Origin of the sequence: Photobacterium piscicola (genome assembly GCF_046058925.1) — a bacterium.
Classification (GTDB): Bacteria; Pseudomonadota; Gammaproteobacteria; order Enterobacterales; family Vibrionaceae; genus Photobacterium; species Photobacterium piscicola.
Genome location: NZ_CP175535.1, coordinates 166,140 through 191,548 on the forward strand (window position 1 = coordinate 166,140; position 25,409 = coordinate 191,548).

Consider the following 25,409-nt stretch of genomic DNA (forward strand, 5'->3'; position numbering starts at 1 on the left):
TGATTTTACTTCGCTAAATAGCCTTAATAATAGAGATTTTAATTATCGAAAGAAGGTGACTTTAAATATAAAAACTTAATAACCACTTTTATTTATGGTTGTTTTTTAAACATTTTGACACTAATCTCTGCCATTAAAATGAAATATTATCTATCTCGATATATTTTGAACAAATTTAAAAACAAAAACCCTAAAAAAATAGGGCTTTATTATCAATTATGTTTGAATATTTTCACACCAATAAACCATACAGTATTTAACGTAAGCGACTTACTTTATCCACTAAATATAAAATGGAACGATATTCAATACCACTGTGCTCTGATAGTCCAATTTCACAAGTTCGACTATTTGAATACCCTTCACTACATCCTTGTGGTACCTGTGCCTTTAACGGTGCAAGAGCACTTGCATTAAGTTCAGGTTTAGTAAAACCTTTGTCTCCAGCAAAACCACAACAACTAATATCATCGGGAATAATAACATTTAATGCACATGCTTTAGTCACTTGTTCAATCAGAGGCGCTAGACCTTGACGTCGAGAAGTACAGGTAATATGTAACATTACAGGCTCTGGCTGCGGTATGATTTTTAATCTTGGTAAAACAAATTCAGCAACAAACTTAAACGGTTCATAAATAATCAATTCTTTACGTAAATGTTGTTTACTGGCGCAGGCACATGGACTGGTATCCATCAAAATTGGATATTGGCCTTGTTCTGAAGCTGCCCACAGCGCTTGCTCCAGTTGTTGCGCTTTAAGGTGTGCTGTTTCGGGAAAGCCTTTACTTGTATAAGGCATGCCACAACATTGATTATTTAAATTAGCTGGAAAAATAACCTCATAACCTGCTTTTTCCAATAACGATATCGTAACTTCAGCTAATGGACGTTTATCCTTTGCTTGTGCTTCAACCCCCATATTTCGAGCTGCACAACTTGGGAAATACACTATCCGCTCTTTGGTGATACCACTAATAATTGGAGCAACTATTTTTGTAGCTGGCAACGGTAAATGTACGGTCCATTGTGGAATTTTATGGCCTGATAGTTGATAAACCTTTTGCGTGAGCTTATGCATTCTATTGGTACCTAATAGGGTATGCATCTTATTCGCAACAGTTAATCCAGCCTTCGCTGACGCTGTTACCGTTGCAAAATGGTTTCCTGTCCACGATGCTATTTTCTTTGCTTTTTCCGTATGGTTCTGACGTAATTTTCGAACCAAATCACCCGTATTAATACCAACAGGACAACGCTCTGCACACAATCCTGTCGCAGCACACGTATCGAGACCATAGTAACGGTAGGTTTTTTCCATCGCCGCTAAACGAGCAGGATCCTCATCACTACGCCGTAAGCGTGATATTTCACGAAACACAGTATTACGCTGACGTGGTGTTAATGATAAATTACGCGAAGGGCACACAGGCTCACAAAAACCACATTCCACGCATTTATCAATAAGTTCATCAGCAACGGGCATGGCTTTCAAATTTTTAATATGTGATTTTTTATCCGCGTTAATGATCACGCCAGGATTTAAAATACCCTGCGTATCAAAAATACCTTTAATTGCGAGCATTAACTGATAACCGTCATTTCCCCATTCAAGTTCAATAAAAGGCGCCATATTACGGCCAGTACCATGTTCTGCTTTTAATGAACCTTGGTAATCAACAGCAACCAATTGAGCCACAGCATCCATAAAAGCGCTGTAACGTTCAATTTCAGCCTGTGTATCAAATGACTGCGTGAAAACAAAATGCAAATTACCCGCTAAAGCATGACCAAAAATAATGGCTTCATGATATTCAAATTGTACGAACAGTGTTTGTAAATCACGTACAGCGGGTGCCAATTGAGCAATAGGAAAGGCAACATCTTCAATTATTACTGTAGTACCACTTTCTCGTACAGCGCCAACAGCAGGAAACAGCTCTTTACGAATACCCCATAATTGCTCACAAACTTTAGTATCACGACTAAAATTCACTTGTTCAATTGGCGAAAATGCGTTGATTATCTGTTGTATTCCATCACTTTGAAGACCTAAATCTTGTTCATCTTCAGCATGCAACTCAATTAATAGCGCCGCCGCTTCAGTGTTGCCATCAAGACCCAGTTGAGCAATAAAGCGTGGCATACCGGGTTTTTCTGCCACAGATGCCAATGAACGATTATCCATTAGCTCTACCGCTGCGACACGGGTTTTACTCAATTGGCTTACAGCAAGGCATGTTTGTTCGATGTCAGCAAAGACAAACAAACCTGATGCTTTAAAAGCATGGTTTACTACTGTGTTGTAAGTGACATCCGCAATAAAACCTAATGTCCCTTCGGAGCCAACAAATAAATGCTGTAACACATCAATGGGATCATCAAAATCCACCAGCGCATTTAAACTGTAACCCGTGGTATTTTTTAAGCGGTATTTATGGCGGATCTTATCAGCTAAAACACGGTTAGCCTGACATTCACTCACCAATAACATTAATTCTGAGATCATCTCAGCATGGCTTTTTTTAAATGCAGCAATACTATTGAGATCTAACGTATTAAGTAACGTACCATCAGCCAATACCACCGTCATTCCAGCAACCGTACGGTAACTATTTTGTGAAGTACCACAGCACATTCCAGATGCATTATTGGCAACAATACCACCGATTTTACAACTATTAATAGAGCCAGGATCCGGGCCAATTTTACGTCCAAATGGCGCTAAAATAGTATTTGCCTCAGCACCAATAATTCCCGGTTGCAACCAGATTTGAGCCCCATCATTCAGTACTTTATAATCACGCCACCGACGCGTTAATGTAATTAACACCGAATCTGATTGAGCTTGACCGGAAAGGCTCGTACCGGCAGCACGAAAAGTAACAGCAATTTTACGTTCATAACACGTTTTAACGACAAAAATAACTTCATCAAGCGTATCAAGCTGTAGAACTAATTGCGGTAACAAACGGTAAAAACTGGCATCAGTACCATAAGCAAACAGTAATGTTGGATCGGTAATAATTCTTTTTTCATCAATTTGCTGGCGTAATTGTTCTATCAAATCCGTATAAACAGGCTGCATCATTGCTCCATGTAATTATTGTTAAGCATATCTATCATGCTTACTATTTTAATAAAGGATGAATAATTTTACTGCTATAGGTATAGTTGATATATATTGATTAATTCACATCTGTGTTGCAAAAACTATACTAATGCAAACCACTAAAAATTTATTACTGTTCTATCATCTGATTGAAACTGGATCATTTTGTAAAGCGGCAGATCACATCGGTTTAACTAAGTCCGTCGTCAGTAAGCGTATAACAGGGTTAGAAACTGCGTTAGGTGTACAGCTCATTTACCGTACCACCCGTAAATTGACACTAACAGAAGCTGGTGAAGTGTTTTATCACCATGCCAGAGAAGTGTATAACGCCGTTCAAAATGCCAATGATGCTATGAATGGTTTGGGTGAAAGTTTAACGGGTACTATTCGATTAACGGTTCCTACTATCTCTGGTGAACTTATTTTGCCAGAGGCGATAGCCGCTTTTAGTGAGAAATATCCCGATATTCATATTGAAATGGATCTTGATAATCGTTTTGTTGACTTGGTACAAGAAGGGTTTGATTTAGCTATTCGTACAGGCGCAATGCCTGATTCTAGCTTTATTGCACGCCAATTAGTTGAAGCGCGTTGGGTTATATGTGGTGCACCATGTTACCTTGCTCGACGAGGAACCCCCACCAATACAGAACAATTAAGTCATCATAATTGCTTAGGCTATAGCTTCCAAGAAACAGGGGCAAATGCTTGGCTCGTCAACGACAATTTAGGTCCCCATACCATCCATGTTCATGGCAATTTTATCACCAATAACGCTTCGGCATTGCGCGGAGCGGCATTACATGGTCAAGGCTTAGTTTACGTGCCAAAAGTATTAGTGGCTCAAGATTTAGCTCAAGGCACATTAGTTGAAGTATTGGCACCTTATGTTGCTAAATCATTAGGCATTTATGCGGTATATCCTTATACCAAACAACAACCAACGAAAGTGAAGTTATTCATTGAGCATTTATATTATTATTATCAACGTCAGCGTGATCAGTTCCACTAAATATTGATAACACTATTTAATACTGATCACATCAAACCATATGACGTTATTACTTATATGGATATCAACTTCTTCATCGATATTACGTCCAAGTAATGCTTCACCAAAGGGTGATGTAGGTGTAACAATAATCACATTTTGTCCATCAATCGTAAACTTTAACCCACCAGCCGCAGGGCCTAAAAATACGTGTTTCACATTACCGTCATAGTCTTCTAAAGTAACTAAATGGCCAACGACGACAGTATCTTGTTGTATAGGCATTGAGGCAAATAAGTGCTGGTACGCACTAATATCATCTTTGCATTCAGCCACCCGCAGTGCCTGACCATGAGCAAGATACGAGGCTTCTAATGCAAAGGTATCATATTTATTTTCAGCTACATTTTCATCATCTGTAGCAGTATTGTAAGCTCGCATTGCAGCTTCAGTCGCTATTTGTAATGTCTGTTCTAACTGTTGCTGAATACGCTCGAGTAATACAACTTTATTCATCACAGATCCCTCTATATAACCAAATGGGCGCTGATTATACATTGAATAGAGAGACAAACAAAAACGGCAATAACCGATTGGCATCAGTGCAGCTTCACATTAAAGAATTCCACTTAGGTGCCGATATGTTTTGGTATTTATTATTACAAAGCCTAGGTTTATTTATATGTATATTGTTAAACGATTTTTATGTGTGCTATGTCTGGTGATAACACAACCAACAATGGCATTGACGCAGATCCATTTACTCAATTATAAAGATAGCTATGGCAATATTTCATTAAAAGACAGTGGCAATATTCGCTTACCCGATCCTTTAACCGTTAATGGTAACCTTAATCTCGAGAATAGCCGCATTAACATGTTGCCTTTACGTCTTATTGTAAAAGGGAATCTTAATTTAGCTTATAGCAATATTGAGCACTTACCTTTAGCCCTCAATGTTGATGGCTATATCAATCTTGCTTATTCTAAAATTAAAGAACTTAACTTTGGTTTACGAGTACTCGGCGATCTTAGTGTTGCTCATACCCAATTGAAAAAATTACCAGATAACCTTTATGTAAAAGGTGATTTATTGCTTCAAAATAGCAAAATTCTAACATTGCCGAATAAGTTGGTCGTCGACGGTAATATTTATATTGGCAATATGCCACTCCAAGATCTTCCAAGCGATATTATTATTGGCGGATCGTTATATAGATAACAATAAAAATTGCATATATATGAGTAAGAACAATTTACTTAATGCCAAAGCAATCGATTGCTTTGGTATGGGAAATTTAATATCAGCATTAATATTTAAAGAAGTATAAGTTAGCCAGAAATGTTGTAATGTAAATCTGTATTTCTGGCCACTTTGGCCGTTGATATTTGTTATGAACAATCTTCAACAAACACTTAATTAGAGGATAATTAAGTGTATTCATTCCTTTATCACCTATAAAGAAATGTTTGTTTCAAACCTAAGCTTTAATAGCTTTAGTTGTTTGATTTTTATGGTAAAACCACTGTCTACGACTGCGTGTTTTCATTATAAACCTCTCATTTTTTCCCAATGAGCAAGGTTGATATCACTATATATTAATACCGTTCTTACTCGACTATTCGTGTTCTACTTAACCAATATTATATGACGTTATAATGACACATTAATTGAATTATTATGAACAACATCATTTGCGTATCTATTTATGACAACAACTTCTAAGAACAAGTTCCATTGTGAATAAATATTACTGTGATAAGACTTCGTGGAGGGTAATTTAAGAAAGAATATAAACTAAGACTTTCTGATTTTTAAAATAACTTTCACCTAACGATCTATATCAACACAGTTAATATAATTATATTTTTACTTTTTGACAACTCTTCTCATCTGTTTTTTTGTGAGATATCTCTTTCTTTTATTAATTATATGATTGAATAAAGGCTAACACCTTGCTAAACAAGGTAAAAATAACCTACTTTTATTTTTACTTTATCTAACAATTCTTTTTTTAAGATTGAATATTTCCCCCCTCTTTACTTAAAAACTGCCTACAACACTTATTTTTCGGTTTTTAAGCATTATTAGAATGCAAATATCATTCAAACATCTATGCTTAATAGTGCGAAAAGGTTTCAGGTTTGGGAAAGCATAATGACAATACACAGTATCTCTATTGAACTTACAGCTAATGCGCCTAAAAATGTATTGTTTGCCTTACTTTCAGATCATGAGCAACTGCACCGTTTTTTTAATGCTAATTACATCTTACTACGTGCAGGTAAACCGCATAACAATGGCATTGGTGCTATTCGTGAAGTAAACAACGGCTTTTTTACTTATCAAGAGCAGATTATTGACTTTAAAGAAAATGAACATCTTCATTATAAAATTATCACTGGTGCCCCTATTGCTGAACATGGCAGCTGGATTAAATTTATCAGTATCAATACAGAGCAAACTAAAATTCAATACCACATGACCTTCTCACCTAAATTTATTGGTACAGGGTGGCTGATCAAGCAACATATTCATCGCTTCATTAAATTAGCATTGGTAAAGTTAATTCATTTTAGTGAAACCAATCCTCAACTGATCAATCAAGCTATCGCTAAAGATCCTTCAACTAATGTTAACCCAAAGATCTAACTCTTGATAATAATGCGGTGTGACTCCACAGATCTTACTTTTTAAACCAGTTACCCACTCAATAATTGATCCTAGCCCTATAAATTAATATGTATTTATTGATTAATAGTCATATCTAGCCATGTTTGTGAGTATATTCTATGACTAAAAATCAACCACTACTAACGACTGAGCGCTTAATTCTACGTCCTTTAGAATTATCTGACGCGACCAAGATCCAACTACTAGCCGGCAATGTTGATATCGCTAATGGTACAATTAGTGTCCCACATCCTTATTCTGATGGTATGGCAGGAAAGTGGATAGGTAAACATTTAGCAGGTTGGCATAGTCACCAGTCCGCTATTTTTGCTATCACTCTAAAAAGTAATCACCAACTTATCGGTTGTGCAGGATTAGAAAATATTAGCCAGCATAGCGCACAGCTAGGTTATTGGATTGGTGTCCCTTTCTGGGGAAATGGCTATTGTACAGAAGCAGTTGAGCGCATAAAAGAATTTGGGTTTAATAAACTCAATTTACAACATCTTTATGGCCGACATTTAAAAACAGTATCAGGCCCTGAAAATGTCATGATCAAAATTGGCATGAAACATGTTCCCTCTCTTACTATTCCTAGTCATCATATCTCACAAGATAATATTGCGATCTATGAGGTACTAAAACAAGCAGCGTCATAACAAAGAGAATAATATGAAGAGCCATTCACGGGATGATCATTAGGGTGAAAGTAGCATTTACAGTTATTAATCGTTAGCATACTCATAACTGAATGTTACTTATTACTGAGTTTTAATCGTGAAATCACCTTGTGTCGCTAAATGTAAAAATAATGCTGGTATTTGCAGTGGCTGCTTACGGACAATGACAGAAATCAGCCACTGGATAGCTTATCCAGAACCTCAACAACTAGCAATCATGGCACAAATAAAAGCCATAACACCAACCCATCAGTGCCCACAATGCCAACAGCCCACACAATGCGATATTCAAGCAGGAAAAGCGACCTGCTGGTGCTTTGAAATTGAACCTCGCCAAACACTCACTGATACAGCCAATGCTTGCCTATGTCGCCAGTGTCTATCCTTATTACCAACCTTATGATATTTCACTATTGGCATATAAAAATAACCTCGATATCATTAATAATGCCAACCCGTTACAATGATTAGTGCATTATAAGATAATACAACGCCTATACGTGCTCGATACTATCTGGAACCGATATGGACATTAAAGTTAATAAGCGTCAAGGACAACTGCTTAGTGAAACGATAGCTCAATGGCAGCAACAGCACCTAATTGATGATCAACAGGCGCAGCAATTGCGCCAAAGTTACCACGTTATTACTTTTGATTGGAAACTCCTCGCGGTCTATTCCTTTTGGATTGCTATTGCCTGCTTTATTCTTTCGGTGATCTTATTGGTGGCCGATGATTATCTGATTGCCTTAATCTCACGTATCATCAACACACCAGCAAGTGTATTAACGCTACTGAGTACAATACTTGCTGGACTATTATTTTTCTTTGGCGTTAGACGTCGCCAACGTCATCCAGAAAAAACAGTCAGTAATGAAGCCATGTTCTTTTTTGGCGTACTTATAACGGCAGTCACGAGTGGATTTCTTAGTCACACCACTTTAGCGCTACATTGGCGTGAAAGTATTTTTATACTCATCCCTACGATAGCTTATACGGTAATCGGGCTTCAACTTCGTTCTGTTTTAGTGTGGCTATTTGCTTTATTCGGGGTTGGATTATGGGTGCTAACTGAAACATCTTATCTTGCACAAGATCACTTCCTCTTTTGGGGAATGAACATTCCATTACGGTTTATTTTTGTGGGAATATTAATTGTCGGATTAAGTACGATTTTTAAGCCTCATAGCCGATTTTACTTTGCAAAAGAAGCCACACTATTTGTTGGGTTAATTTATTTCTTTACTGCACTATGGATGCTAACTATTTTTGGTAACTATGACAGTTTACGAGCTTGGTCTCATGTGAAACAGATCGAGCTCTGGGGCTGGAGTGTAGCAATGCTTTTTATCACTATAGGCGCCATTTTTTACGGAATTAAAAACAACAATGCTTTAATACGCGCGTTTGGCATTATTTTTTTGTTACTGTGTCTCTATAGCCGTTATTTTGAATACTTCTGGGATACATTACACAAAGCACTCTTTTTTGCGATATTAGCATTAAGTTTTTGGGGAATAGGTAGCCGTGCCGAAAAAATTTGGCAATTAGGATCCAAAAATTAATAAAGAGCCGCTGTGATTATAATAATAAACCAGCGGCATAATGATGAATTTATCGAATCGAACAGAAGACTAGCAAATAGAAGTATCTCTTATTTAACTGCGTGTTGTTCTAAATTGTATAATCGAATTTCATGTAACACCCGCTCAGTTAACATATCATTCATTGTGTTTCGCATTGATTCCTGCATATTCGAAATAACAGGAAACACATTTTGATTCATTTCATCTAAGCAATTTTTAGATACTTTCATTTTCAAATCAAACTCAAACGAAGCAAGCGCTAAAAATTTTTCCATTCGCTCGATAATAATGTCGACCATGTAACTATCTGCACCTAAATCTAACAATTCCTGTTCAACAATTAATTCTAACGGCGTACGATCGCGAGGCTGTTCTTTTACTGGAAACGCAAGAATATTTGACATCATATCCTCCTCATAATCAGTAATAATCATCCGTTGATAATTATTATAATAACAATATTGCTACATTCATCCTATGTGTAATTTTAGCAATTGAAAAGACTATTTTTAATAAAAGTTATCATTAAAGTAACATTTCTGATTTTAGCGCATAAGAAAAAAAGTATAATAACAGATAATTATCATATACTTAAATCACAAACAACCTTACTCATAAATTTATGATATTTATTTTCACTACGCTTTGCCGAGACTGATCTGTTGATGACAAACATGTTTTTTGAAAAGTGTATAATGAAAAGGATCAAAATTTCGCGTATAACTTAGCGTAATAATAACAAATTAAAATTTTAAGTGAGATTATTCATTTAACAGGGAGTCTGTATGAAAAAATTTTTAATAGCCGCAAGTTCTCTTGCTGTCGCATTAACACTAAGTGGATGCTCGGATAATGAAGTTGGCGATGTTTCTTTAGGAATGTTTACTACTAAAGACATTAAATTAAATACATTAGTCGACCCAATAGTTCCTGGCGTTACATGTCATATAGCAAGTATTGAAGCAGATTTAAGTCTAGCTGATCCTTCTGATTCTTCTATTTCATGCCGCCAAACAGGTGAGATAACACCTGAAATGATCGCCAATATTGATAAATCAAAATCAGGTGAAGTGGTATTTAAAAAATCTAAAAGTATCTTTTTTAAATCAATGAAAATACGTCGAATTTATGATCCTCAATCAGAAACATTGATGTATTTATCATATTCAACCAAAACAACAACCGGTAGTTATAAACACAGTTTGTCAACAGTGCCATTGTGGGGAACTAAAGCTTACGTTGATCATACGCCGGCGTCGGCAACCAATATTCAATAATATTGCATTATCGCTTCTTATCTATCTGATTTGGAAGCGATATATTGCACCCACCCTTCAGTTTTAAACATATAAAAAACCAATAACAATACCCAGAAAACGTTAATTTAATAACCATATCCAACATAACAGTAACACTTCCCCCACAAATAAAATTATCATTATTGAAAAGTGTGATTCCGATTCCGATAATAACCCTTCTCTATTAGTCTTTTTTTGGCATAGTCCACACAACAATAATACATATTAACTATGTTTAATTATTTAACATTCTACGGATGAATAATTATGCTAACAAATACTAAAAAATCAATTACTTTCAAGATGCCTTCCCAATCAATCAACCTATTAGCGAAAATTTGCTTACTAACATTGACAACTTTACCTTTAGCTAATGTAGCTGTTGCAGAAGAAGTTACAATAAGAACAACACCTATAGCTATTAACAAAATACTTATTAATCCCGATATTGGTATTACTGATTACCATTCATTTGATATTAAAAATGATCCATGGTGGAATGAACCAACTCATCCAGAAACGTCTGTTGTTTATTTCCGCTGGTATTGGGAAGAATTAGAACCCCAACAAGGCCAATATAATTTTAAGCTTATTGATGACACCATCAACCAAGCCGCAGCATTAGGGAAAAAAACAGTTATTCGTTTTATGACAATGGCAGGCAAAAACGATGAGCATTATAACCCCTCTCCCAATGCAGGCAAAAAAATACTGGGTATTCCTTGCTGGCTAAAAACTCAGATAGATGACAATACAGTAAGTGATGTATGCGCTAATGATAATAGCTACATTATTGATTATAAAAATCCCCTCTTCAAAAAATATCTACAGCGCTTTTTAATGGCGATGGGAAACCGTTATAACAATAATGCGAATCTTCTTCGCTTAGATGTCGGGCTTGTTGGCTCATGGGGAGAATGGAATCTAGCCACTCATAAAGAATTTCATTCAACACTAGGTTACCATGGTTATACTGATAAAGATCTACGTGTATATCCCGAAATGCTAGCTAAAGCTTTCCCCAATAAAACCTTAACGATGGTTATTGGATCAGTTGATGAAAATATTTTAGGTTATACAACAAAAAGAAATTATGGCTGGAGAGCGGACTGTTTAGGTGATTGGGAGCCAAACTGGAACCATATGGAGAACAGCTATCCTGATACGATCAAACATACCTTAGGTTTAGGTAATATATTAAATACTTACCCTGATAAAAATTTTCTTTCTCGTTGGAAAAAAGCACCTGTTGATTTTGAGATTTGTTACACAATGGAAGATTGGGCCAAGAGACCCGATATTTACACTGAAGAAAAAGTTAAACAAACCTTTGATGAAGCTCTTAATATGCATACATCATTACTTAATCTTAAATCAGGTTTTATTCCTCCACAATATCAGCCGCTATTAAATGATTTTTTAAAAAAAGTAGGTTACCGATTTGAATTAAGCATGGTTGAAATTACCAGTGACTTAATAGCAGGATCGCCAATTTTAATCAACTCTCGTTGGAAAAATACGGGGGTCGCCCCAAGTTATAATAATTACCCTGTTGTATGGCGACTAAGAGATCAAGACAATAATGTTGTTGCTTACTTCGAAACAAACAATGATATTCGTAATTGGCTTCCTGCAAATAATCAAAATGAAACCATACCGAGCTATAAGCTACAAAATACATTCACATTGCCTAATAACATTAATGCTGGCAATTATTTCCTTGATGTCGCATTAGTTACACCCAACACTCATAATGCAGTTATTAAATTAGGCATTGAAGGCATGAAGCAAGATAAATGGTATCAAATAAAGTCAATTTATTTAAATTGCAAGTAATAATCCCTTTATTAAAGATCAATATTATATTGATCTTTAATTTCTGCGTTAGTAAATAATTTAAATATATTATTTTACACTTTATTGATATCTCCCAATAAACATCAATTATACTTAAATATTATTATTTATTGGTATTTTAAAATGACGTGTAATCACCTTTTAGTATTTAGTCTTGTATGCCTAGGTGCAACAGCGCCAATCTATGCAGCTCCGCTCTCCCTCAATTATACCCCTACTACTAATAATAATATCCTTATTAATCCCGATATTGGTATCACAGATTATCAGACCATCAATCGTCATGATAACCCCTATTGGTCAGAGCCTTCTGCACCAAAAACAAGTGTCGTTTATTACCGTTGGTATTGGGAACAATTAGAGCCACAACAAGGAAGCTATAACTACAAGCTGATAGACGACACGATAAATGCAGCCAAAGCACAAAATAAAAAGATCGTAATTCGATTTATGACATTAGCAGGGCTAAATGAAACCTATTATAAAGGGTCTCTTCGAGCAGGAAAGAAAATATTAGGCATTCCTTGCTGGTTAAAAAAACAAATTGATCCTAAAACACATAACATCTGCAAAAATGATAATAGTTTTGTCGTTAACTATAAAAATAAAGTTTTTAAACACGATCTACAACAATTTATTGATGCGATGGGAAAACGTTACGATCATAACCCTACTATTTTGCGTTTAGATGTTGGCTTAGTAGGCACATGGGGAGAATGGCATTTATCGACTCATGCTAATCGCAATCGCCCAACTTTAGGGTCACATGGCTATAAAGACAAAGATCTGATTCCCTATATTACAATGATGCAAAAAGCATTCCCTAATAAAACATTATCTATGACAATTGGTACCCCTGATGAAAACACAACCAGTTATGCAACTCAGCATGGATTAGGATGGCGAGCGGATTGTATTGGTGATTGGACACCAAGTTGGAACCACATGCAAAATGGTTATCCACAAACAATCAAACATATAATCGGTAATGGGGTCATTAAAAACGATCAAGCAGATAAAGATTTTCTTAACCGTTGGGAAAAAGCACCTGTAGATTTTGAGGTTTGTGACGATCTAGAATATTGGTATAACCATCAAAAAATTTATACTCTCCCAAAAGTACAAAAAACATTTAACACAGCTCTCGCGCTACATGCCTCATTATTTAATCTAAAGTCAACTAAAGTTCCAGAACAATACCAACCAATACTAAATAATTTCATTAAAAAATTAGGCTATCGATTTAACCTTAAACATATTACAGTAACCAGTAGTTTTACAGCAAATAGCCCAATTACTTTTCATTCCCAATGGCAAAATGTTGGTGTTGCACCTAGCTATAATAATTACCCTGTTGTATGGCGATTAAGGAGTATCGACAATAAGTATAATTATTATTTTGATACTAATAATATTATTTCACAGTGGCAGCCAGCTTCAACACTTACAGGAAAAGCTCCCATCTATCATCAAAATAATAATTATACTTTACCTAAAAATATAGTTAGAGGTCACTATTATCTTGATGTTGCAATGGTAAAACCAAACACTCATCAACCACAAATATTATTAGGTATTAATGGGAAAATTAAAAAAAGATGGTTCCAATTAATACCAATAACTATTAAATAATAAAAAGCGTCAAATATAATTATTTGACGCTTTTTTATTACATATTATTTATTTAATTGAACCATAACGGCATTAGATGCCCAATTATCAGCACTACACGTTTCATTACCAGGAAAACGAACAATAATTTTTTTATTGTGAAGTAATGCATTTTCTAATAAAGACTGAAATTGTGAGCTTTCCATTTCAGTTTTAAAACGTAAATTATGTTGTTCCTGTTGTTGCTGTAGTTGTAGTTGTAGTTGTTGAGCAGTTGACAGATTTGAATGAGAAAACAACTGCATCGGTTTAGCCATATAATCATCATTTGCTTTATTTAACGCTATACGCTTCCATGCTTTCCAATGCTTTGATGAGTTATTTAAAAATGCAAAAATTGCACCATGTTCCACACGAATAGCTTCTACTTTTACAGGACCACAATCTTGCCAATCACCATTATCGCTACCTATACTTGAATCAGCAAAAGCTGAAGTAGATAATGATGCAGTCACTAAACAAAGAGCAATATATAATTTTTTCATGACTTAACTATTTTCTATTAGTTTAATTAGATATGCGGAATTTACTACTAATTATTCTAATAGTCCACTACATTCATATGCGAAATAGGAACATACAAACATATGCATATTATTTTATAAATGTATTTCGAAAGGCATCCCAAACACCAAAAGAAAAATGTTTAAAAATATCAATCCCTAATGCAGACTTAATTAAATACATTGTTAATATTGCAAACATAAATAAACCAATACAGCCAAATAAAATAAGCAATGACTTAACTAATAGAGATAATGACGCTCTCTTTCGTGTCTGATAACGACGATCTTTACCAACAATAAAAACAGTATAATAACGCCACTTACCAAAACCAATAACAGGTCTTAAATCTATACAGTGATCACTACCTGAAGTATTTTTAACAATTGATTTTTCTATTTCTTGTTTCTGCTCTAATGTAAAAGATGATAGAACATCATCAGACATTGAATTAAAAAACCGATCTTTTATAGAACTTTCTTGTTGAGCGTAGCTAGTATTACAATTCATATACAATTCTTACTTTTTCATTATTGCTTGTTGATACACATCAAACGTTTGTTCTGAAATTAAATTCCAATCGTAGTATTTTAAATACTCAGCATACGATACAAGAGACTGATTAATTCCAGCAATAAGCATATTCGCTAAGTCTTGGCTATCACCACATTTAAAATAACATTGCTCAGGTAAATGAACAGCCTTATTAGCAGGAATATCACTAACAATAGCGGGTAATGAAAAAGACATAGCTTCTAATAAAGCAATAGGTAGCCCTTCACTAAATGAAGGAAGCACAAAAGTATCAGCTTGTGAAAAAATACTATGCAATTCCTCTCCGGATAAGAATCCCGTCAATATAACGTTATCCATCTCCCTTGCTGTATTCTTTAGTTTATAGTGTAGTGGTCAACAAATACTGGCCACAGTTTTAGAGGTTAACCAATATAATCGTTCAGATTCATTAGGGGTTAATCCGCCATTATATTGGTGAGGCCTTAATTGGCTGTAATAGCCAATAATATATCGAGTGATTTCGTGTTTTGCTTCAGCAAAACTACGATAGCCAACATTTGGAACCCATTCTGTTTTTAAACTTCTAAAGAAACGTTCCATTGGTGCGTTATCCCAACAATTTCCCCGACGAGATAAACTTTGTTTAATCTGGCATCGCCATAATAATTGTCGATAGTAGCGACTTGTATAATGACTACCTTGATCGCTGTGGAACATAACCTCTTTAGGTTTATCTCGTGATTCATAAGCCATCAGAAGTGCTTTACCTGTTAATCGACTATCAGGCGATAGAGACATCGCCCAACCAACAGGTTTTCTCGAAAATAGATCGATAACTACAGCAAGATACATCCAACGATTTCCAGTCCAAACATAGGTCACATCACCGACCCAAACTTGATTTGGTGATGTAACCGCAAATTGACGATCAAGGTGATTAGGAATCGCAATATGTTCCTGTTTTACTTTACGGTATCGATGTTTCGGCGATTGGCAACTAACAAGATTAAGGCCTTTCATTAGCTTAGATGCACGATATCGGCTCAAGGCGATGCCTTGAGCAGTAACCATACCGGCAATACTTCTAGCCCCAGCAGAACCATTGCTAGCTGCATGTACCTCTTTGATTAAACAACGAAGTTTAATCAATTCAATAGAAATAAACTTTGGCCGTCTCTGCCAATATTTATAGCTACTGCGATGAACACCTAATACTTTGCATAACGTTGTTATGCTGTGGCTCTTCTTGAGTTTCTCGATTAACGAGAATTGTTCAATGAGTCTGACATCAAGAGAGCGGTGGCTTTTTTTAATATTTCATTATGCTCTTCAAGTGTCGCTAACTTCTTTTTTAATTCTCGTATTTCAATTTGTTCAGGCGTCATTGGTGATGCTTTGGGAGCTTTTCCTTGGCGCTCCTCTTTAAGCTGTCGAACCCACTTATCCATCGTAGATTTACCCACGTTCATTGCTTGGGCTGCTTCTGTTACTGAGTAATTTTGTTCTAGAACTAATTGTGCTGCTTCAAGCTTAAATTCAGCACTAAATAATCGTCTTGTACGCTTTGTCATAATGTCACCTATCCATGTTATGAGGTGATGATATCACCTCTGAGTAGGTGGCCAAATTTAATGTACCACTACACCCATACCTTCAAATGGAGAACTAAACACACTAAATGTTTGCACATTACCAACAGTACTTATTTGGCTTACACTTAAATCATAAGTATATAAGTCAGGCACAATATAGGTTTCTGCCATCGTGTCAGACAATAGGTGTAAGCACTCTTGAATACGGCCTTTAGCAACCATAGGTAAAGCAATATACACTTCATCAATATCGCCTTGTTTAGCTAACTTGATAAGTTTTTTTATATTTCCACACAATGGTGTTTTAGATAAATACCCAAAGCGGTCTTCATTGCGATCGTCATAATAAGCAATATTAAACTTTTGATAACGAATGTTTTTTCTCAATGCATTTTCAATAGCTAAGCCACCTGGCGTCATACCGATAATAGCAATTTTTCGTGTTTTTTTATTGTTTTTTAAAAATTTACGAATGGTATAAATGACACTTAATTTAAAAGCAATAAGTATCAATAATGATAGAGATAACCACAAGATAATCAGATCAGAATTCAAGTGTGAATCATTCACACCTTTTAAAGTATCAACTTGTTCACATAAAACATACCAAACGAAAGCAGACAATAATAAGGCAATTAATGTTTTAAGTACCGTGTGGTAGTAATCCCCACGAACATATTTTTTATAGAGGTGACTATATTCACCCACTAATAAGAATATAACCGAAAACAGCACACTTGCTGCTAAGCCAATCGCTGTTTCACTTTCGCCACGTAAAGAAATAATAAAAGTTAATACGAGGTTAATTAACAAAAAGTCACTTACTTTTATTAAAACTGTATAACCATCATCCGCTATTTTTATAGCTTCTCTTCTCATAGCTTGTACTAGCCTCTAACTAAACAGGTTATATTACAGAACGATACAATAGCTATAGTATCGCTCTAATCATTCATATATTAAAGTATTTAATATTTAAGTATACCTTAAAAAATGCAACGAACGTCAAATTTTTGTCGCAACCACCAAGAGCATCCACTTATAAATAACATTAGCACACACATGCATATGTTAAATTAAAATATAATTATATCAATAAATTACCAACAGCAACTCTACTTTTACAATGCTTTTTATGAGTAGCAATTAATCAATGCAATCTTATAAATTATTTTTAAATCTATTTAATTTTACTTTTATGCTCAATAAGCATACAAAAAAACCAATAATAATGGCCTATTAATCAAACTTTAATTAAGCAGAGATAAATACATGTATATAAACACATCTGTCAGATTGAAATAAATCATATTCAAAAATTGATTATTAATAGTAATGCTACATCATAGCTACAAATCAGAATAAAAAATGTATCTATCTCGTCACGAAAACATCTCACGATTATTATTATTAATATTATATGATGTGCTGACGATAAAAATAAGCAACTAAACTATTTATCATCAATAAAAAAATATAGTTATTTAGATTAAGAAGAAGATAGAATAATACTGATATTATAAGAGTGCTACAGTTGTGCAACACTCTCATTTTTATTTATCATAAGGTTATATTGACTTCAGTATTTCATGAGTAATGAACCAAAAGTCGTCATACTAATACCGCTTATTAACACTATAATATTTTTATGGCGTTCTTCCGCTATTGTATTTTCAAGATAATATGCACTATACACATCAGAGCCAAAAGCATTCATCACTGAACTAATTTCAGTTAGTACATATTTTTGTTCTATCATTCCACACAATGCTCCGCCTCCCCATAAAAGAGAAACAACACCTATAGATATTGAAATAAAACCCCAACTTTTGTTAATAACCATCAACACTCAGATCTATAATAAGAAGACATAGTATTTGTCAAATATATTATATAGGTGATATAAAAACAAATTTCAGCGACATAAATAAGATCAAGATTCCAATTTAATTTCAGTTATTCCACATAAGCATCAATTTAATGTAATAAATATTAATAAACAATAAGATACAAAAAAGCCGATCAACAATGATCGGCTTATAACTAACATAATACTAACTAATAATCAGATAATTATTCATCTTTCGGTAATATTGTATAGCTTGGTTTTTCTTTAGGATCTTTAATTGGAGTAAGAAGGCCTCTAATTATGCCCGCAGAAAAAGACGATAAGTTTAAAATACTCATAAATCCATCTTGCATCGATTTATTTTTTAATGACTTTAAAGCCCAAAAAGCAACAAGAGGTAAAAGTGAGATTAACAAATCACTAAAGCCACCGAAAACTAAAACCAACAATACCAACATAACGTAAGCTGTAAAAACTAATTCGCTCTTAATCAATTTCACCGCACGCATAAAATACGGCTTACCATATGCTGACTTTAGTAACTCACCATGAGAAAAAAGATAGCCATTGTTCCAACGGTGCTTTAATAACTCTAATGTTGATAGCTCATATGAGGTATGTTTAAAATATGGAATATCAAGACGATGCAACTTATAACCCGCACTCGTTAAACGCAAACCAAGTTCACCTTCTTCTAATGCGTGTAAATTTCTATTGGTTAAATAACCGATTTCATCGATAGCAGATGAGCGATATAAGCCACCACCACCTAAATGATTAACATCACCAAATGGATAAATAATCGCTATTTTTTGTTTTCTTGCTTTGAACTCATAATTAGATGAATCATCCATTTCAACAGCACCCGCAACTGCTGCATAGTTTTGATTATCATCTAAAAATTTAATAGCACTTTCAATAAATCCGGCCTCTAATTGCATATCACCATCAAGTAATAATAGATACTTTCCCTCACTTACAAGGTAACCGAGTTGGTGACCAACACCACAGCATCTTTCATCTGCATTATTGAGTGTTACGACCTTAACACCACGATCAAGAGCTATTTGTTGTGTTGCATCTAACGATAAGCTATCAGCCACAATAATTTCATAATTGATATCGTGAATATTACTTCGAATGCTATCAATTGTTGCGCCGATATTTGCTTCTTCATTAAAGGTTTTAATTATAACGGATAATTCATATTTATATTTACAACTAAGTGACATATTTACCTTCTTCTTATGTATATATCCGATATTCTTTATTATAGATTATAGCTATTAATTTACTATTGCCTATATTATTGTATCAAAGAATAGATATTTTATAATTAAAGTATCATTAAAAGAGGAATAAATATATTTCTGGTATTCATAAAAAACGGCATAAACATGCCGTTTTATTAATTATAAAATATTTTTTATTTTATTTTAGGGCGAAATGGCTTAATCACGTCTTCATTACACGTTAAAAATGGACCATTCATTAAATCAATACAATAAGGAATAGCAGGAAAAACAGCATCTAAGCACTCACGAATAGACTTTGGCTTACCTGGTAAGTTAACAATTAAGCTATCACCACGTAATCCAGCCGTCTGGCGTGATAAAATTGCCGTAGGGACAAATTTTAATGATTCGGCTCGCATTAATTCACCAAAACCAGGCATCATTCGATCACAAACAGCTTCTGTTGCCTCAGGTGTAACATCACGTTTTGCAGGTCCGGTACCACCAGTAGTCACAACTAGACTACATTGCGCTATATCTGTCATCTCAATTAACGTTGCTTCGATGATATCTTGTTCATCAGGAATGACTTTATAAACAGCTTCCCACTCCGAAGTAAGATAATCATTTAATGTATCGATGATAGCTTGCCCTGAAATATCGTCATAGATACCCGCACTTGCGCGATCACTTACCGTTACAATACCAATTTTTGCTTTACTCATGTGTCGCCTCTTCACTTAAAATCAATTTTACATTGAATAGTAACATTTCCATCACTATCAATGGATACTGCATATTTAAAAATCAATAAGATGGAAAATCGGGCCTCAAAACCATCGTCGAACTTGGCGACAATACTGAGCATATTCCTCACCAAATAAAGTTAATAATACTTTTTCTTCTGGTTTAATTTGATAGTGATTAATCACTACAATAAAGAAAACTATACCCATTATTGTTGAGACTTCACCATAAATAAAGATGGCAGCCGTCAGCAATAACAATAAACTGGCATACATTGGGTTACGGCTATATTGATATATACCACAAGTGACTAATCGAGCAGTTTGCTGCGGTATAAAAGGACTGATCGTTGTATCCGCCTTTGTCAAAGCTAAGACTGATAAAAAACCACTCACCACCGCAATAAGAATCAATGGGATAGCGATGATCCAACGTGGTTTAAATTGCCACCATGGCAGTAAATAGTAACATCCAGACATGATAATTAACGCAATTAACATAAAAATTGGAGGGGGTATTTTTAAAGCCACAGTCATCATCCTTATTACTGATCAATATATATCTTAATGTGATTATCTCAATTTTACGTTGGTATTATCAAATAATAAGGTTGCTTCAACAAAGACCACCTTATAGCATAAGGCTTTTGGTTTAGAGTCATATCGGTCATGCAACAACTCAAATATCTCCAAGGTTATCCAACTCATCTCGTAGATCAAGTTCAGCAATTAATTGATAAGGACCAACTCAAAACATTGTTACTTAACCGTTATCCAATCCCCCATACCATTAAAACAGAAAAAGCACTTTATGATTATGTAATCGAATTAAAAAATCAGTATTTAAAAAAATCAGCCCCCATAAGCAAAGTCGCTTATGACAATAAAATTAATGTCATTAATCATGCATTAGGCTTACATACCTTTATCTCGCGCGTACATGGCAATAAAATTAAAGCGAAACATGAAATTAGAATAGCGACGGTATTTAAAGAAGCACCATTACCCTTCTTACGTATGATAGTTGTTCATGAACTCGCGCATTTAAGAGAAAAAGAACATAACAAAGCTTTCTATCAACTTTGTTGTCATATGGAACCCCAATACCATCAACTTGAATTTGATATGCGAATGTACTTAACGCAAGTTGAACATTTTGGTTCTATTTACAATTAAGGTTATGATACTCAGCATAGTGTAATTATGAGATAACATCATGCAACAAGATGAATTTGAAATACTAGTAAAAGAATTAGCACAGCTTGATTCTGTATCTGCAATCCTTGAAAAGCTAGCAAGTAATGAGGAGCCAGAAGTAGCAGAAGCTGCAACCGCATTAATTGGCCACTTTAGTCTCGCGGAAATCGAGGGTGAAAAACGTATTTACCATGTTTTTAGTCAAGAAAATGAACAAGGTGAACTTGAAGAATTTGCAGAATGGGTAATGAATGATGGCGATGAGATGTTACGTTTTATTGCTTGGTTCTTCTACACTACCTTTGAAATTACAGATAAAGAAACATATTTAGCGGCTGGTTGCACTTACAAACCCGTTAAACGCAGCTAATCATACAATCTTTGCCAACGATAATAGTTTATCGTTGGCTTTGTTCTCTATAGACATAAACAATATTAATAAAAAACGGCAGCATCACTAACAGCTAATCCGTTTTTAGCCTACAATAACGACCAAAATATTATGATTCAGGTATAAACATGAAAATTTGTTCAGTTGAACTACGTAGCAACGAAGCTATTATTTGCCTACTCACTTTAGAGGGCGGAATGATCGGTATTCCAGAATGCCGTACTCAAAAGTTCATTATGGATAATTCTCTTGATAACCAAAAAATGAGAGATTTCCAATTTGCATTTAAAAAACTACTTGATGACTATAAAGTAGAGAAAGTTGTGATTCGTACACGCGAAACACGCGGAAAATTTGCAGGAAGTTCTGTCGGCTTTAAGCTTGAATCTGCTATTCAGTTAATTGAAGATCTTGATGTTAACTTTATGTCTAATGCAGATATCAAAGAAAAACTAAAGCGTAACCCTATGGCTATTGATTTCCGTGCAACAGGTTTACGTCAGTTCCAAGAAGCGGCATTTACCACAGGTTATGCCTTTCTTGGTCGCTAACAGCAACAAACAGTAACCAATAAAAAAGGCAGGACTATATCAATAGTGCTGCCTTTTCTCTAATCGCATCTTATTTTTTAGCCACCAATTGTTGATAGCCACCATCGAGATTAATAAGTTTACACAACCCAAGTAATTTTAATACTGATATTGCAATCACAGAACGATAGCCGCTTCCACAATGGACAATATATTGTTTATCTTGCTTTGGAAACTGGCCTTGAAGAATCTCAGATAAAGGTAATTTCTCCGCATTAGCTACAGAGCCTTGTGAATACTCATCCACTTCTCTAACATCAAGCACAGCAGAATCATTATTCTGTTTTATTTCTTTAAATTCATCCGTTGAAATATGATCCAACATACTATCTGCAGAATGTAGCTCCATTAATTTAGCGTTACTATAACCAAGCTCATTAACTGTCGCCATAACCTTTTTAGCATCTGTAACCGTAGCAATAACCTCAATATCTGCATTTTTGTCGGGTAATAATAATTCTAACCAATGCTTAAAATTGCCCCCACTAAATCCAACAAAGACACTACCTTCTATATGATGATCTAAGAATTCATCAGATGATCGAGTATCAATAATAATATGCTTACGGTCTGTAAATATATGCATGCTTACTACCCTAAATTTAGTGAATTAATTTATAAAAACCTAAGCTATTTAATAGTTTAGGTTTTATATAATACTATAAACTGGCATGATCACATATTAAATGACATTTATCATTGTTATTTCATTCCAACGACCAATATTATTCTGCTGTTCAATATATGGTTTACTATGCTTATCAATAGACATGTCATACATATCAGCATATTGTAATAATTGCGTTTTAATATGGCTCTTAGCATATAACGCATTATTATAACCTACAGTCTTTTTATAAGAATCAGGATTATATTGGCCACTGTTATCCGCTATATATTGTCCTCGATTATCAGGCACATATTGACCTCGATTATCGGGTACATATTGACCATCATCACTTGGTACATATTGTTGAAAATGTGAATTGTTATTTTCTTTATCGGCCTCATAATATTGACCATTATCATCGGTAAGTTTGGTATCAATCGCTAAACTTATCTTTGCCTGATGGCTATTTTCTTCCACCAAACCAACATCAAGAAAATACTTTCCTTGAGGAATATTGGTTATTTTAAACTTCTCATTCACAATATAAGTCGGACTTTTATTATCATCATTATCGGCAGGAAGCCAATTAACAATATTCGCCTTGGAAGTATAATAAGCAACAATATTACCATTTGCAGATCGTAAACGCCAAGTTACAGGGTAATTGGTATAACTAGGAGCAACCCCTAAATTTTGCCATGTTGACTTTAATTGTAAATAATCATCAATATGGACAATGTTATTTACTTCTAAGTGGTTTAATTGGTATCTATAACCTAATTTATTTAAGAATCGTTTAACCAATGGTTGATATTCATCAGGAATAGCTGCCGATTTTGCGTTAATTAATGATGCGTGCTGTTTTAAAGCAAAATCAAATGTTTTTTGCACCTGGTTATATGTAAGGTGTTGAGGATTATTGATATTGTACCAATCCTGCAATGATCCTTGGCAGATTTCAAAATCAACCGCAGCTTTTTTCCAACGTTGATTAAAATAGACGTCAGGATGACTATTGGTTGACGTATCAGTCATATGAGAAATCATCGTTGGATAACCATTTTCCATGTGATTCCAACCTTTACTCCAGTCACCTAAACAATCTACGCGCCAGCCCATTCCATTACTCGTTGCATAGCTAAGATAATCACCTTTATTAGTGCCTAGCATCACTTTAGGTGTCTTTGGAAAAGCTTTTATCACTGCATCAATATAAGGCTTTAGATTCTGAAACTTATACCCATTATCATCAAGTCCCACACTTAAACTATTCTTTGATGCATATCCAGATAAATTCCACTCCCCCCATGTACCTACCATCCCTACATCAATACGTAGTAATGTTTTATTATTATCATAGCTCTTGCCTAATGCAGATAAAAATTCTTGGGCTCGATGAATAAACCAAGGATTTTTAAACATATTTACCGCTTCTTTATCGGATAAATGACAGCTAGTACCATTTAAACCATGGCCGTATAACTCTTGAACTAACCAGCAAGGTATACCACTGCTATCTTTATTTACATCAGCGTCATAAATAGGATCACCTTTACCTCGCAGTGCCATAAAACGAATAACAACTTTCTTATTTACTGAAGCTGCTATTTGTAACACATTATCAATCTTTCTTTGAAGCATTGCTTCATTGAGATTCGGGTTATCTGAGGTAGTTAACTGATCCCAATACCAACGGTAATAAACAGTACTCGTATCTGGATATGATAAAATAGGTGTATCACCATAAAATGGATTAGTTGACTCATTACTGACGATTCTTTGAAGCTCAGTAAAACCAATACCTGGATTTGTTAATATTGCATCACTTTGCTTAGGGTAAACATTGATAATATTTTTTTTATTTACAACATTATTAATATCGTTATGAGATGAAGAATTAATAGTTGGATTAAGAAAAGAAGACGCAAGAAGAAATGAGAATAATGTAGAATTCATTAGATACCCTGTGATTAAATGAACACAAAAATAGACACCATGTATAATATCTTAGATATTATATTAAAATACAAAATTCTCTAAGCTTTATATAATAATATATTATAAATTGGCATTATTTATAGTAAATTAAAATGAAAAACAGTTTTTAAAAATCTCTTTTATGTGATTATTAATTAAAGAATTAACAGAAAATATTTCTTCCATATTACAGATAACTATAATAAACTACAAGCATAAACAACTATACGCATAATATTTTGTGAATTTAAAAGATTTACAAAAAATTTAATTATTGAATTCAAACGCCAACATATGAGAACGTATTTATATTAATAATTAACATAATA

Annotated in this window: 25 protein-coding genes and 1 pseudogene; 12 read left to right on the top strand and 14 right to left on the bottom strand. The window is 34.4% G+C overall.

Translation table 11 applies throughout. The annotated features are described in order from the left end of the window. Window positions 1-256: 256 nt before the first annotated feature. Entirely contained in the window at window positions 257-3,091 is a 2,835-nt protein-coding gene (locus ACJZU6_RS15455; protein WP_408901321.1) for an FAD-binding and (Fe-S)-binding domain-containing protein, read from the bottom strand. Window positions 3,092-3,221: 130 nt separating this feature from the next. Here ACJZU6_RS15455 and ACJZU6_RS15460 point away from each other — a divergent pair, with 130 nt between their 5' ends. Continuing rightward, entirely contained in the window at window positions 3,222-4,127 is a 906-nt protein-coding gene (locus ACJZU6_RS15460; RefSeq protein ID WP_408901322.1) for a LysR substrate-binding domain-containing protein, read from the top strand. A 12-nt stretch (window positions 4,128-4,139) separates the two neighbouring features. On the opposite strand, the gene ACJZU6_RS15465 is transcribed toward ACJZU6_RS15460, so the two are convergent. Further along, entirely contained in the window at window positions 4,140-4,622 is a 483-nt protein-coding gene (locus ACJZU6_RS15465; protein ID WP_408901323.1) for a GreA/GreB family elongation factor, read from the bottom strand. A 166-nt stretch (window positions 4,623-4,788) separates the two neighbouring features. Between ACJZU6_RS15465 and ACJZU6_RS15470 the strand changes: the two genes are divergently transcribed. The 5 genes from ACJZU6_RS15470 to ACJZU6_RS15490 all read left to right on the top strand — a co-directional run bounded on the left by ACJZU6_RS15470 (window position 4,789) and on the right by ACJZU6_RS15490 (window position 9,026). Then, window positions 4,789-5,328, top strand: a complete 540-nt coding sequence (locus ACJZU6_RS15470; protein ID WP_408901324.1) for a hypothetical protein — start codon at window positions 4,789-4,791, stop codon at window positions 5,326-5,328. Between the two features lie 936 nt (window positions 5,329-6,264). Further along, a complete protein-coding gene (locus ACJZU6_RS15475; protein WP_235865752.1) occupies window positions 6,265-6,759 on the top strand; it encodes an SRPBCC family protein in 495 nt (164 codons plus the stop codon). A 140-nt stretch (window positions 6,760-6,899) separates the two neighbouring features. Then, the gene (locus ACJZU6_RS15480; protein ID WP_080155545.1) at window positions 6,900-7,439 is read left to right on the top strand and encodes a GNAT family N-acetyltransferase; all 540 of its coding nucleotides are present in this window, start codon (window positions 6,900-6,902) and stop codon (window positions 7,437-7,439) included. Window positions 7,440-7,557: 118 nt separating this feature from the next. Next, window positions 7,558-7,863, top strand: coding sequence for a DUF1289 domain-containing protein (locus tag ACJZU6_RS15485; protein ID WP_408901325.1), 306 nt, complete (start codon window positions 7,558-7,560; stop codon window positions 7,861-7,863). Between the two features lie 122 nt (window positions 7,864-7,985). Then, on the top strand, window positions 7,986-9,026 hold the full coding sequence (locus ACJZU6_RS15490) for a hypothetical protein (protein WP_408901326.1): 1,041 nt from the start codon (window positions 7,986-7,988) through the stop codon (window positions 9,024-9,026). Window positions 9,027-9,115: 89 nt separating this feature from the next. On the opposite strand, the gene ACJZU6_RS15495 is transcribed toward ACJZU6_RS15490, so the two are convergent. Then, the gene (locus ACJZU6_RS15495; protein ID WP_241956853.1) at window positions 9,116-9,454 is read right to left on the bottom strand and encodes a hypothetical protein; all 339 of its coding nucleotides are present in this window, start codon (window positions 9,452-9,454) and stop codon (window positions 9,116-9,118) included. Window positions 9,455-9,832: 378 nt separating this feature from the next. Here ACJZU6_RS15495 and ACJZU6_RS15500 point away from each other — a divergent pair, with 378 nt between their 5' ends. The 3 genes from ACJZU6_RS15500 (at window position 9,833) to ACJZU6_RS15510 (ending at window position 13,834) form a co-directional block, all read left to right on the top strand. Beyond that, entirely contained in the window at window positions 9,833-10,324 is a 492-nt protein-coding gene (locus tag ACJZU6_RS15500; RefSeq protein ID WP_080155541.1) for a CreA family protein, read from the top strand. 288 nt (window positions 10,325-10,612) lie between these two features. Then, window positions 10,613-12,181 carry a DUF4832 domain-containing protein gene (locus ACJZU6_RS15505; protein WP_408901327.1) on the top strand — a complete coding sequence of 523 codons (1,569 nt, stop codon included), beginning with the start codon at window positions 10,613-10,615 and terminating at the stop codon, window positions 12,179-12,181. A 144-nt stretch (window positions 12,182-12,325) separates the two neighbouring features. Beyond that, on the top strand, window positions 12,326-13,834 hold the full coding sequence (locus tag ACJZU6_RS15510; protein ID WP_408901328.1) for a DUF4832 domain-containing protein: 1,509 nt from the start codon (window positions 12,326-12,328) through the stop codon (window positions 13,832-13,834). Between the two features lie 44 nt (window positions 13,835-13,878). Here ACJZU6_RS15510 and ACJZU6_RS15515 read toward each other — a convergent pair whose 3' ends face one another. The 9 genes and pseudogenes from ACJZU6_RS15515 to ACJZU6_RS15555 all read right to left on the bottom strand — a co-directional run bounded on the left by ACJZU6_RS15515 (window position 13,879) and on the right by ACJZU6_RS15555 (window position 20,846). Continuing rightward, entirely contained in the window at window positions 13,879-14,358 is a 480-nt protein-coding gene (locus ACJZU6_RS15515) for a hypothetical protein (RefSeq protein ID WP_408901329.1), read from the bottom strand. Between the two features lie 109 nt (window positions 14,359-14,467). Beyond that, a complete protein-coding gene (locus ACJZU6_RS15520) occupies window positions 14,468-14,887 on the bottom strand; it encodes a hypothetical protein (protein ID WP_408901330.1) in 420 nt (139 codons plus the stop codon). A gap of 9 nt (window positions 14,888-14,896) precedes the next feature. Beyond that, window positions 14,897-15,250: a glycosyltransferase family 4 protein gene (locus ACJZU6_RS15525; protein ID WP_408901331.1), complete on the bottom strand. Its 354-nt coding sequence runs from the start codon at window positions 15,248-15,250 to the stop codon at window positions 14,897-14,899. A gap of 36 nt (window positions 15,251-15,286) precedes the next feature. Next, a pseudogene (locus ACJZU6_RS15530) lies at window positions 15,287-16,480 on the bottom strand (IS3 family transposase). A 41-nt stretch (window positions 16,481-16,521) separates the two neighbouring features. Continuing rightward, the gene (locus ACJZU6_RS15535) at window positions 16,522-17,364 is read right to left on the bottom strand and encodes a hypothetical protein (RefSeq protein WP_408901332.1); all 843 of its coding nucleotides are present in this window, start codon (window positions 17,362-17,364) and stop codon (window positions 16,522-16,524) included. A gap of 700 nt (window positions 17,365-18,064) precedes the next feature. Then, entirely contained in the window at window positions 18,065-18,328 is a 264-nt protein-coding gene (locus ACJZU6_RS15540; protein ID WP_408901333.1) for a molybdenum cofactor biosynthesis protein, read from the bottom strand. 230 nt (window positions 18,329-18,558) lie between these two features. Then, window positions 18,559-19,566 carry a glycosyltransferase family 2 protein gene (locus tag ACJZU6_RS15545; protein WP_408901334.1) on the bottom strand — a complete coding sequence of 336 codons (1,008 nt, stop codon included), beginning with the start codon at window positions 19,564-19,566 and terminating at the stop codon, window positions 18,559-18,561. 194 nt (window positions 19,567-19,760) lie between these two features. Next, window positions 19,761-20,294 carry a molybdopterin adenylyltransferase gene (gene mog, locus ACJZU6_RS15550; protein ID WP_408901335.1) on the bottom strand — a complete coding sequence of 178 codons (534 nt, stop codon included), beginning with the start codon at window positions 20,292-20,294 and terminating at the stop codon, window positions 19,761-19,763. A 105-nt stretch (window positions 20,295-20,399) separates the two neighbouring features. After that, entirely contained in the window at window positions 20,400-20,846 is a 447-nt protein-coding gene (locus ACJZU6_RS15555) for a methyltransferase family protein (protein WP_408901336.1), read from the bottom strand. 138 nt (window positions 20,847-20,984) lie between these two features. Between ACJZU6_RS15555 and ACJZU6_RS15560 the strand changes: the two genes are divergently transcribed. The 3 genes from ACJZU6_RS15560 (at window position 20,985) to ACJZU6_RS15570 (ending at window position 22,454) form a co-directional block, all read left to right on the top strand. Next, window positions 20,985-21,491: a M48 family metallopeptidase gene (locus ACJZU6_RS15560; RefSeq protein WP_408901337.1), complete on the top strand. Its 507-nt coding sequence runs from the start codon at window positions 20,985-20,987 to the stop codon at window positions 21,489-21,491. 40 nt (window positions 21,492-21,531) lie between these two features. Beyond that, a complete protein-coding gene (locus ACJZU6_RS15565) occupies window positions 21,532-21,882 on the top strand; it encodes a hypothetical protein (protein ID WP_408901338.1) in 351 nt (116 codons plus the stop codon). A 149-nt stretch (window positions 21,883-22,031) separates the two neighbouring features. Then, window positions 22,032-22,454 carry a DUF3010 family protein gene (locus tag ACJZU6_RS15570; protein ID WP_080155523.1) on the top strand — a complete coding sequence of 141 codons (423 nt, stop codon included), beginning with the start codon at window positions 22,032-22,034 and terminating at the stop codon, window positions 22,452-22,454. 70 nt (window positions 22,455-22,524) lie between these two features. On the opposite strand, the gene ACJZU6_RS15575 is transcribed toward ACJZU6_RS15570, so the two are convergent. Beyond that, a complete protein-coding gene (locus ACJZU6_RS15575) occupies window positions 22,525-23,079 on the bottom strand; it encodes a rhodanese-like domain-containing protein (protein ID WP_408901339.1) in 555 nt (184 codons plus the stop codon). 96 nt (window positions 23,080-23,175) lie between these two features. Then, the gene (locus ACJZU6_RS15580) at window positions 23,176-25,059 is read right to left on the bottom strand and encodes a DUF4832 domain-containing protein (protein ID WP_408901340.1); all 1,884 of its coding nucleotides are present in this window, start codon (window positions 25,057-25,059) and stop codon (window positions 23,176-23,178) included. Between the last annotated feature and the right edge of the window lie 350 nt (window positions 25,060-25,409).

Coding starts and splice junctions, on each gene's coding strand:
- ACJZU6_RS15500 (WP_080155541.1), top strand. CDS start 9,833: ATGAAAAAATTTTTAATAGCCGCAAGTTCTCTTGCTGTCGCATTAACA.
- ACJZU6_RS15520 (WP_408901330.1), bottom strand. CDS start 14,887: ATGAATTGTAATACTAGCTACGCTCAACAAGAAAGTTCTATAAAAGAT.
- ACJZU6_RS15525 (WP_408901331.1), bottom strand. CDS start 15,250: ATGGATAACGTTATATTGACGGGATTCTTATCCGGAGAGGAATTGCAT.
- ACJZU6_RS15565 (WP_408901338.1), top strand. CDS start 21,532: ATGCAACAAGATGAATTTGAAATACTAGTAAAAGAATTAGCACAGCTT.
- ACJZU6_RS15470 (WP_408901324.1), top strand. CDS start 4,789: ATGTATATTGTTAAACGATTTTTATGTGTGCTATGTCTGGTGATAACA.
- ACJZU6_RS15570 (WP_080155523.1), top strand. CDS start 22,032: ATGAAAATTTGTTCAGTTGAACTACGTAGCAACGAAGCTATTATTTGC.
- ACJZU6_RS15490 (WP_408901326.1), top strand. CDS start 7,986: ATGGACATTAAAGTTAATAAGCGTCAAGGACAACTGCTTAGTGAAACG.
- ACJZU6_RS15480 (WP_080155545.1), top strand. CDS start 6,900: ATGACTAAAAATCAACCACTACTAACGACTGAGCGCTTAATTCTACGT.
- ACJZU6_RS15495 (WP_241956853.1), bottom strand. CDS start 9,454: ATGATGTCAAATATTCTTGCGTTTCCAGTAAAAGAACAGCCTCGCGAT.
- ACJZU6_RS15540 (WP_408901333.1), bottom strand. CDS start 18,328: ATGGTTATTAACAAAAGTTGGGGTTTTATTTCAATATCTATAGGTGTT.
- mog (WP_408901335.1), bottom strand. CDS start 20,294: ATGAGTAAAGCAAAAATTGGTATTGTAACGGTAAGTGATCGCGCAAGT.
- ACJZU6_RS15580 (WP_408901340.1), bottom strand. CDS start 25,059: ATGAATTCTACATTATTCTCATTTCTTCTTGCGTCTTCTTTTCTTAAT.
- ACJZU6_RS15460 (WP_408901322.1), top strand. CDS start 3,222: ATGCAAACCACTAAAAATTTATTACTGTTCTATCATCTGATTGAAACT.
- ACJZU6_RS15455 (WP_408901321.1), bottom strand. CDS start 3,091: ATGATGCAGCCTGTTTATACGGATTTGATAGAACAATTACGCCAGCAA.
- ACJZU6_RS15575 (WP_408901339.1), bottom strand. CDS start 23,079: ATGCATATATTTACAGACCGTAAGCATATTATTATTGATACTCGATCA.
- ACJZU6_RS15560 (WP_408901337.1), top strand. CDS start 20,985: ATGCAACAACTCAAATATCTCCAAGGTTATCCAACTCATCTCGTAGAT.
- ACJZU6_RS15515 (WP_408901329.1), bottom strand. CDS start 14,358: ATGAAAAAATTATATATTGCTCTTTGTTTAGTGACTGCATCATTATCT.
- ACJZU6_RS15505 (WP_408901327.1), top strand. CDS start 10,613: ATGCTAACAAATACTAAAAAATCAATTACTTTCAAGATGCCTTCCCAA.
- ACJZU6_RS15475 (WP_235865752.1), top strand. CDS start 6,265: ATGACAATACACAGTATCTCTATTGAACTTACAGCTAATGCGCCTAAA.
- ACJZU6_RS15535 (WP_408901332.1), bottom strand. CDS start 17,364: ATGAGAAGAGAAGCTATAAAAATAGCGGATGATGGTTATACAGTTTTA.
- ACJZU6_RS15465 (WP_408901323.1), bottom strand. CDS start 4,622: ATGAATAAAGTTGTATTACTCGAGCGTATTCAGCAACAGTTAGAACAG.
- ACJZU6_RS15545 (WP_408901334.1), bottom strand. CDS start 19,566: ATGTCACTTAGTTGTAAATATAAATATGAATTATCCGTTATAATTAAA.
- ACJZU6_RS15510 (WP_408901328.1), top strand. CDS start 12,326: ATGACGTGTAATCACCTTTTAGTATTTAGTCTTGTATGCCTAGGTGCA.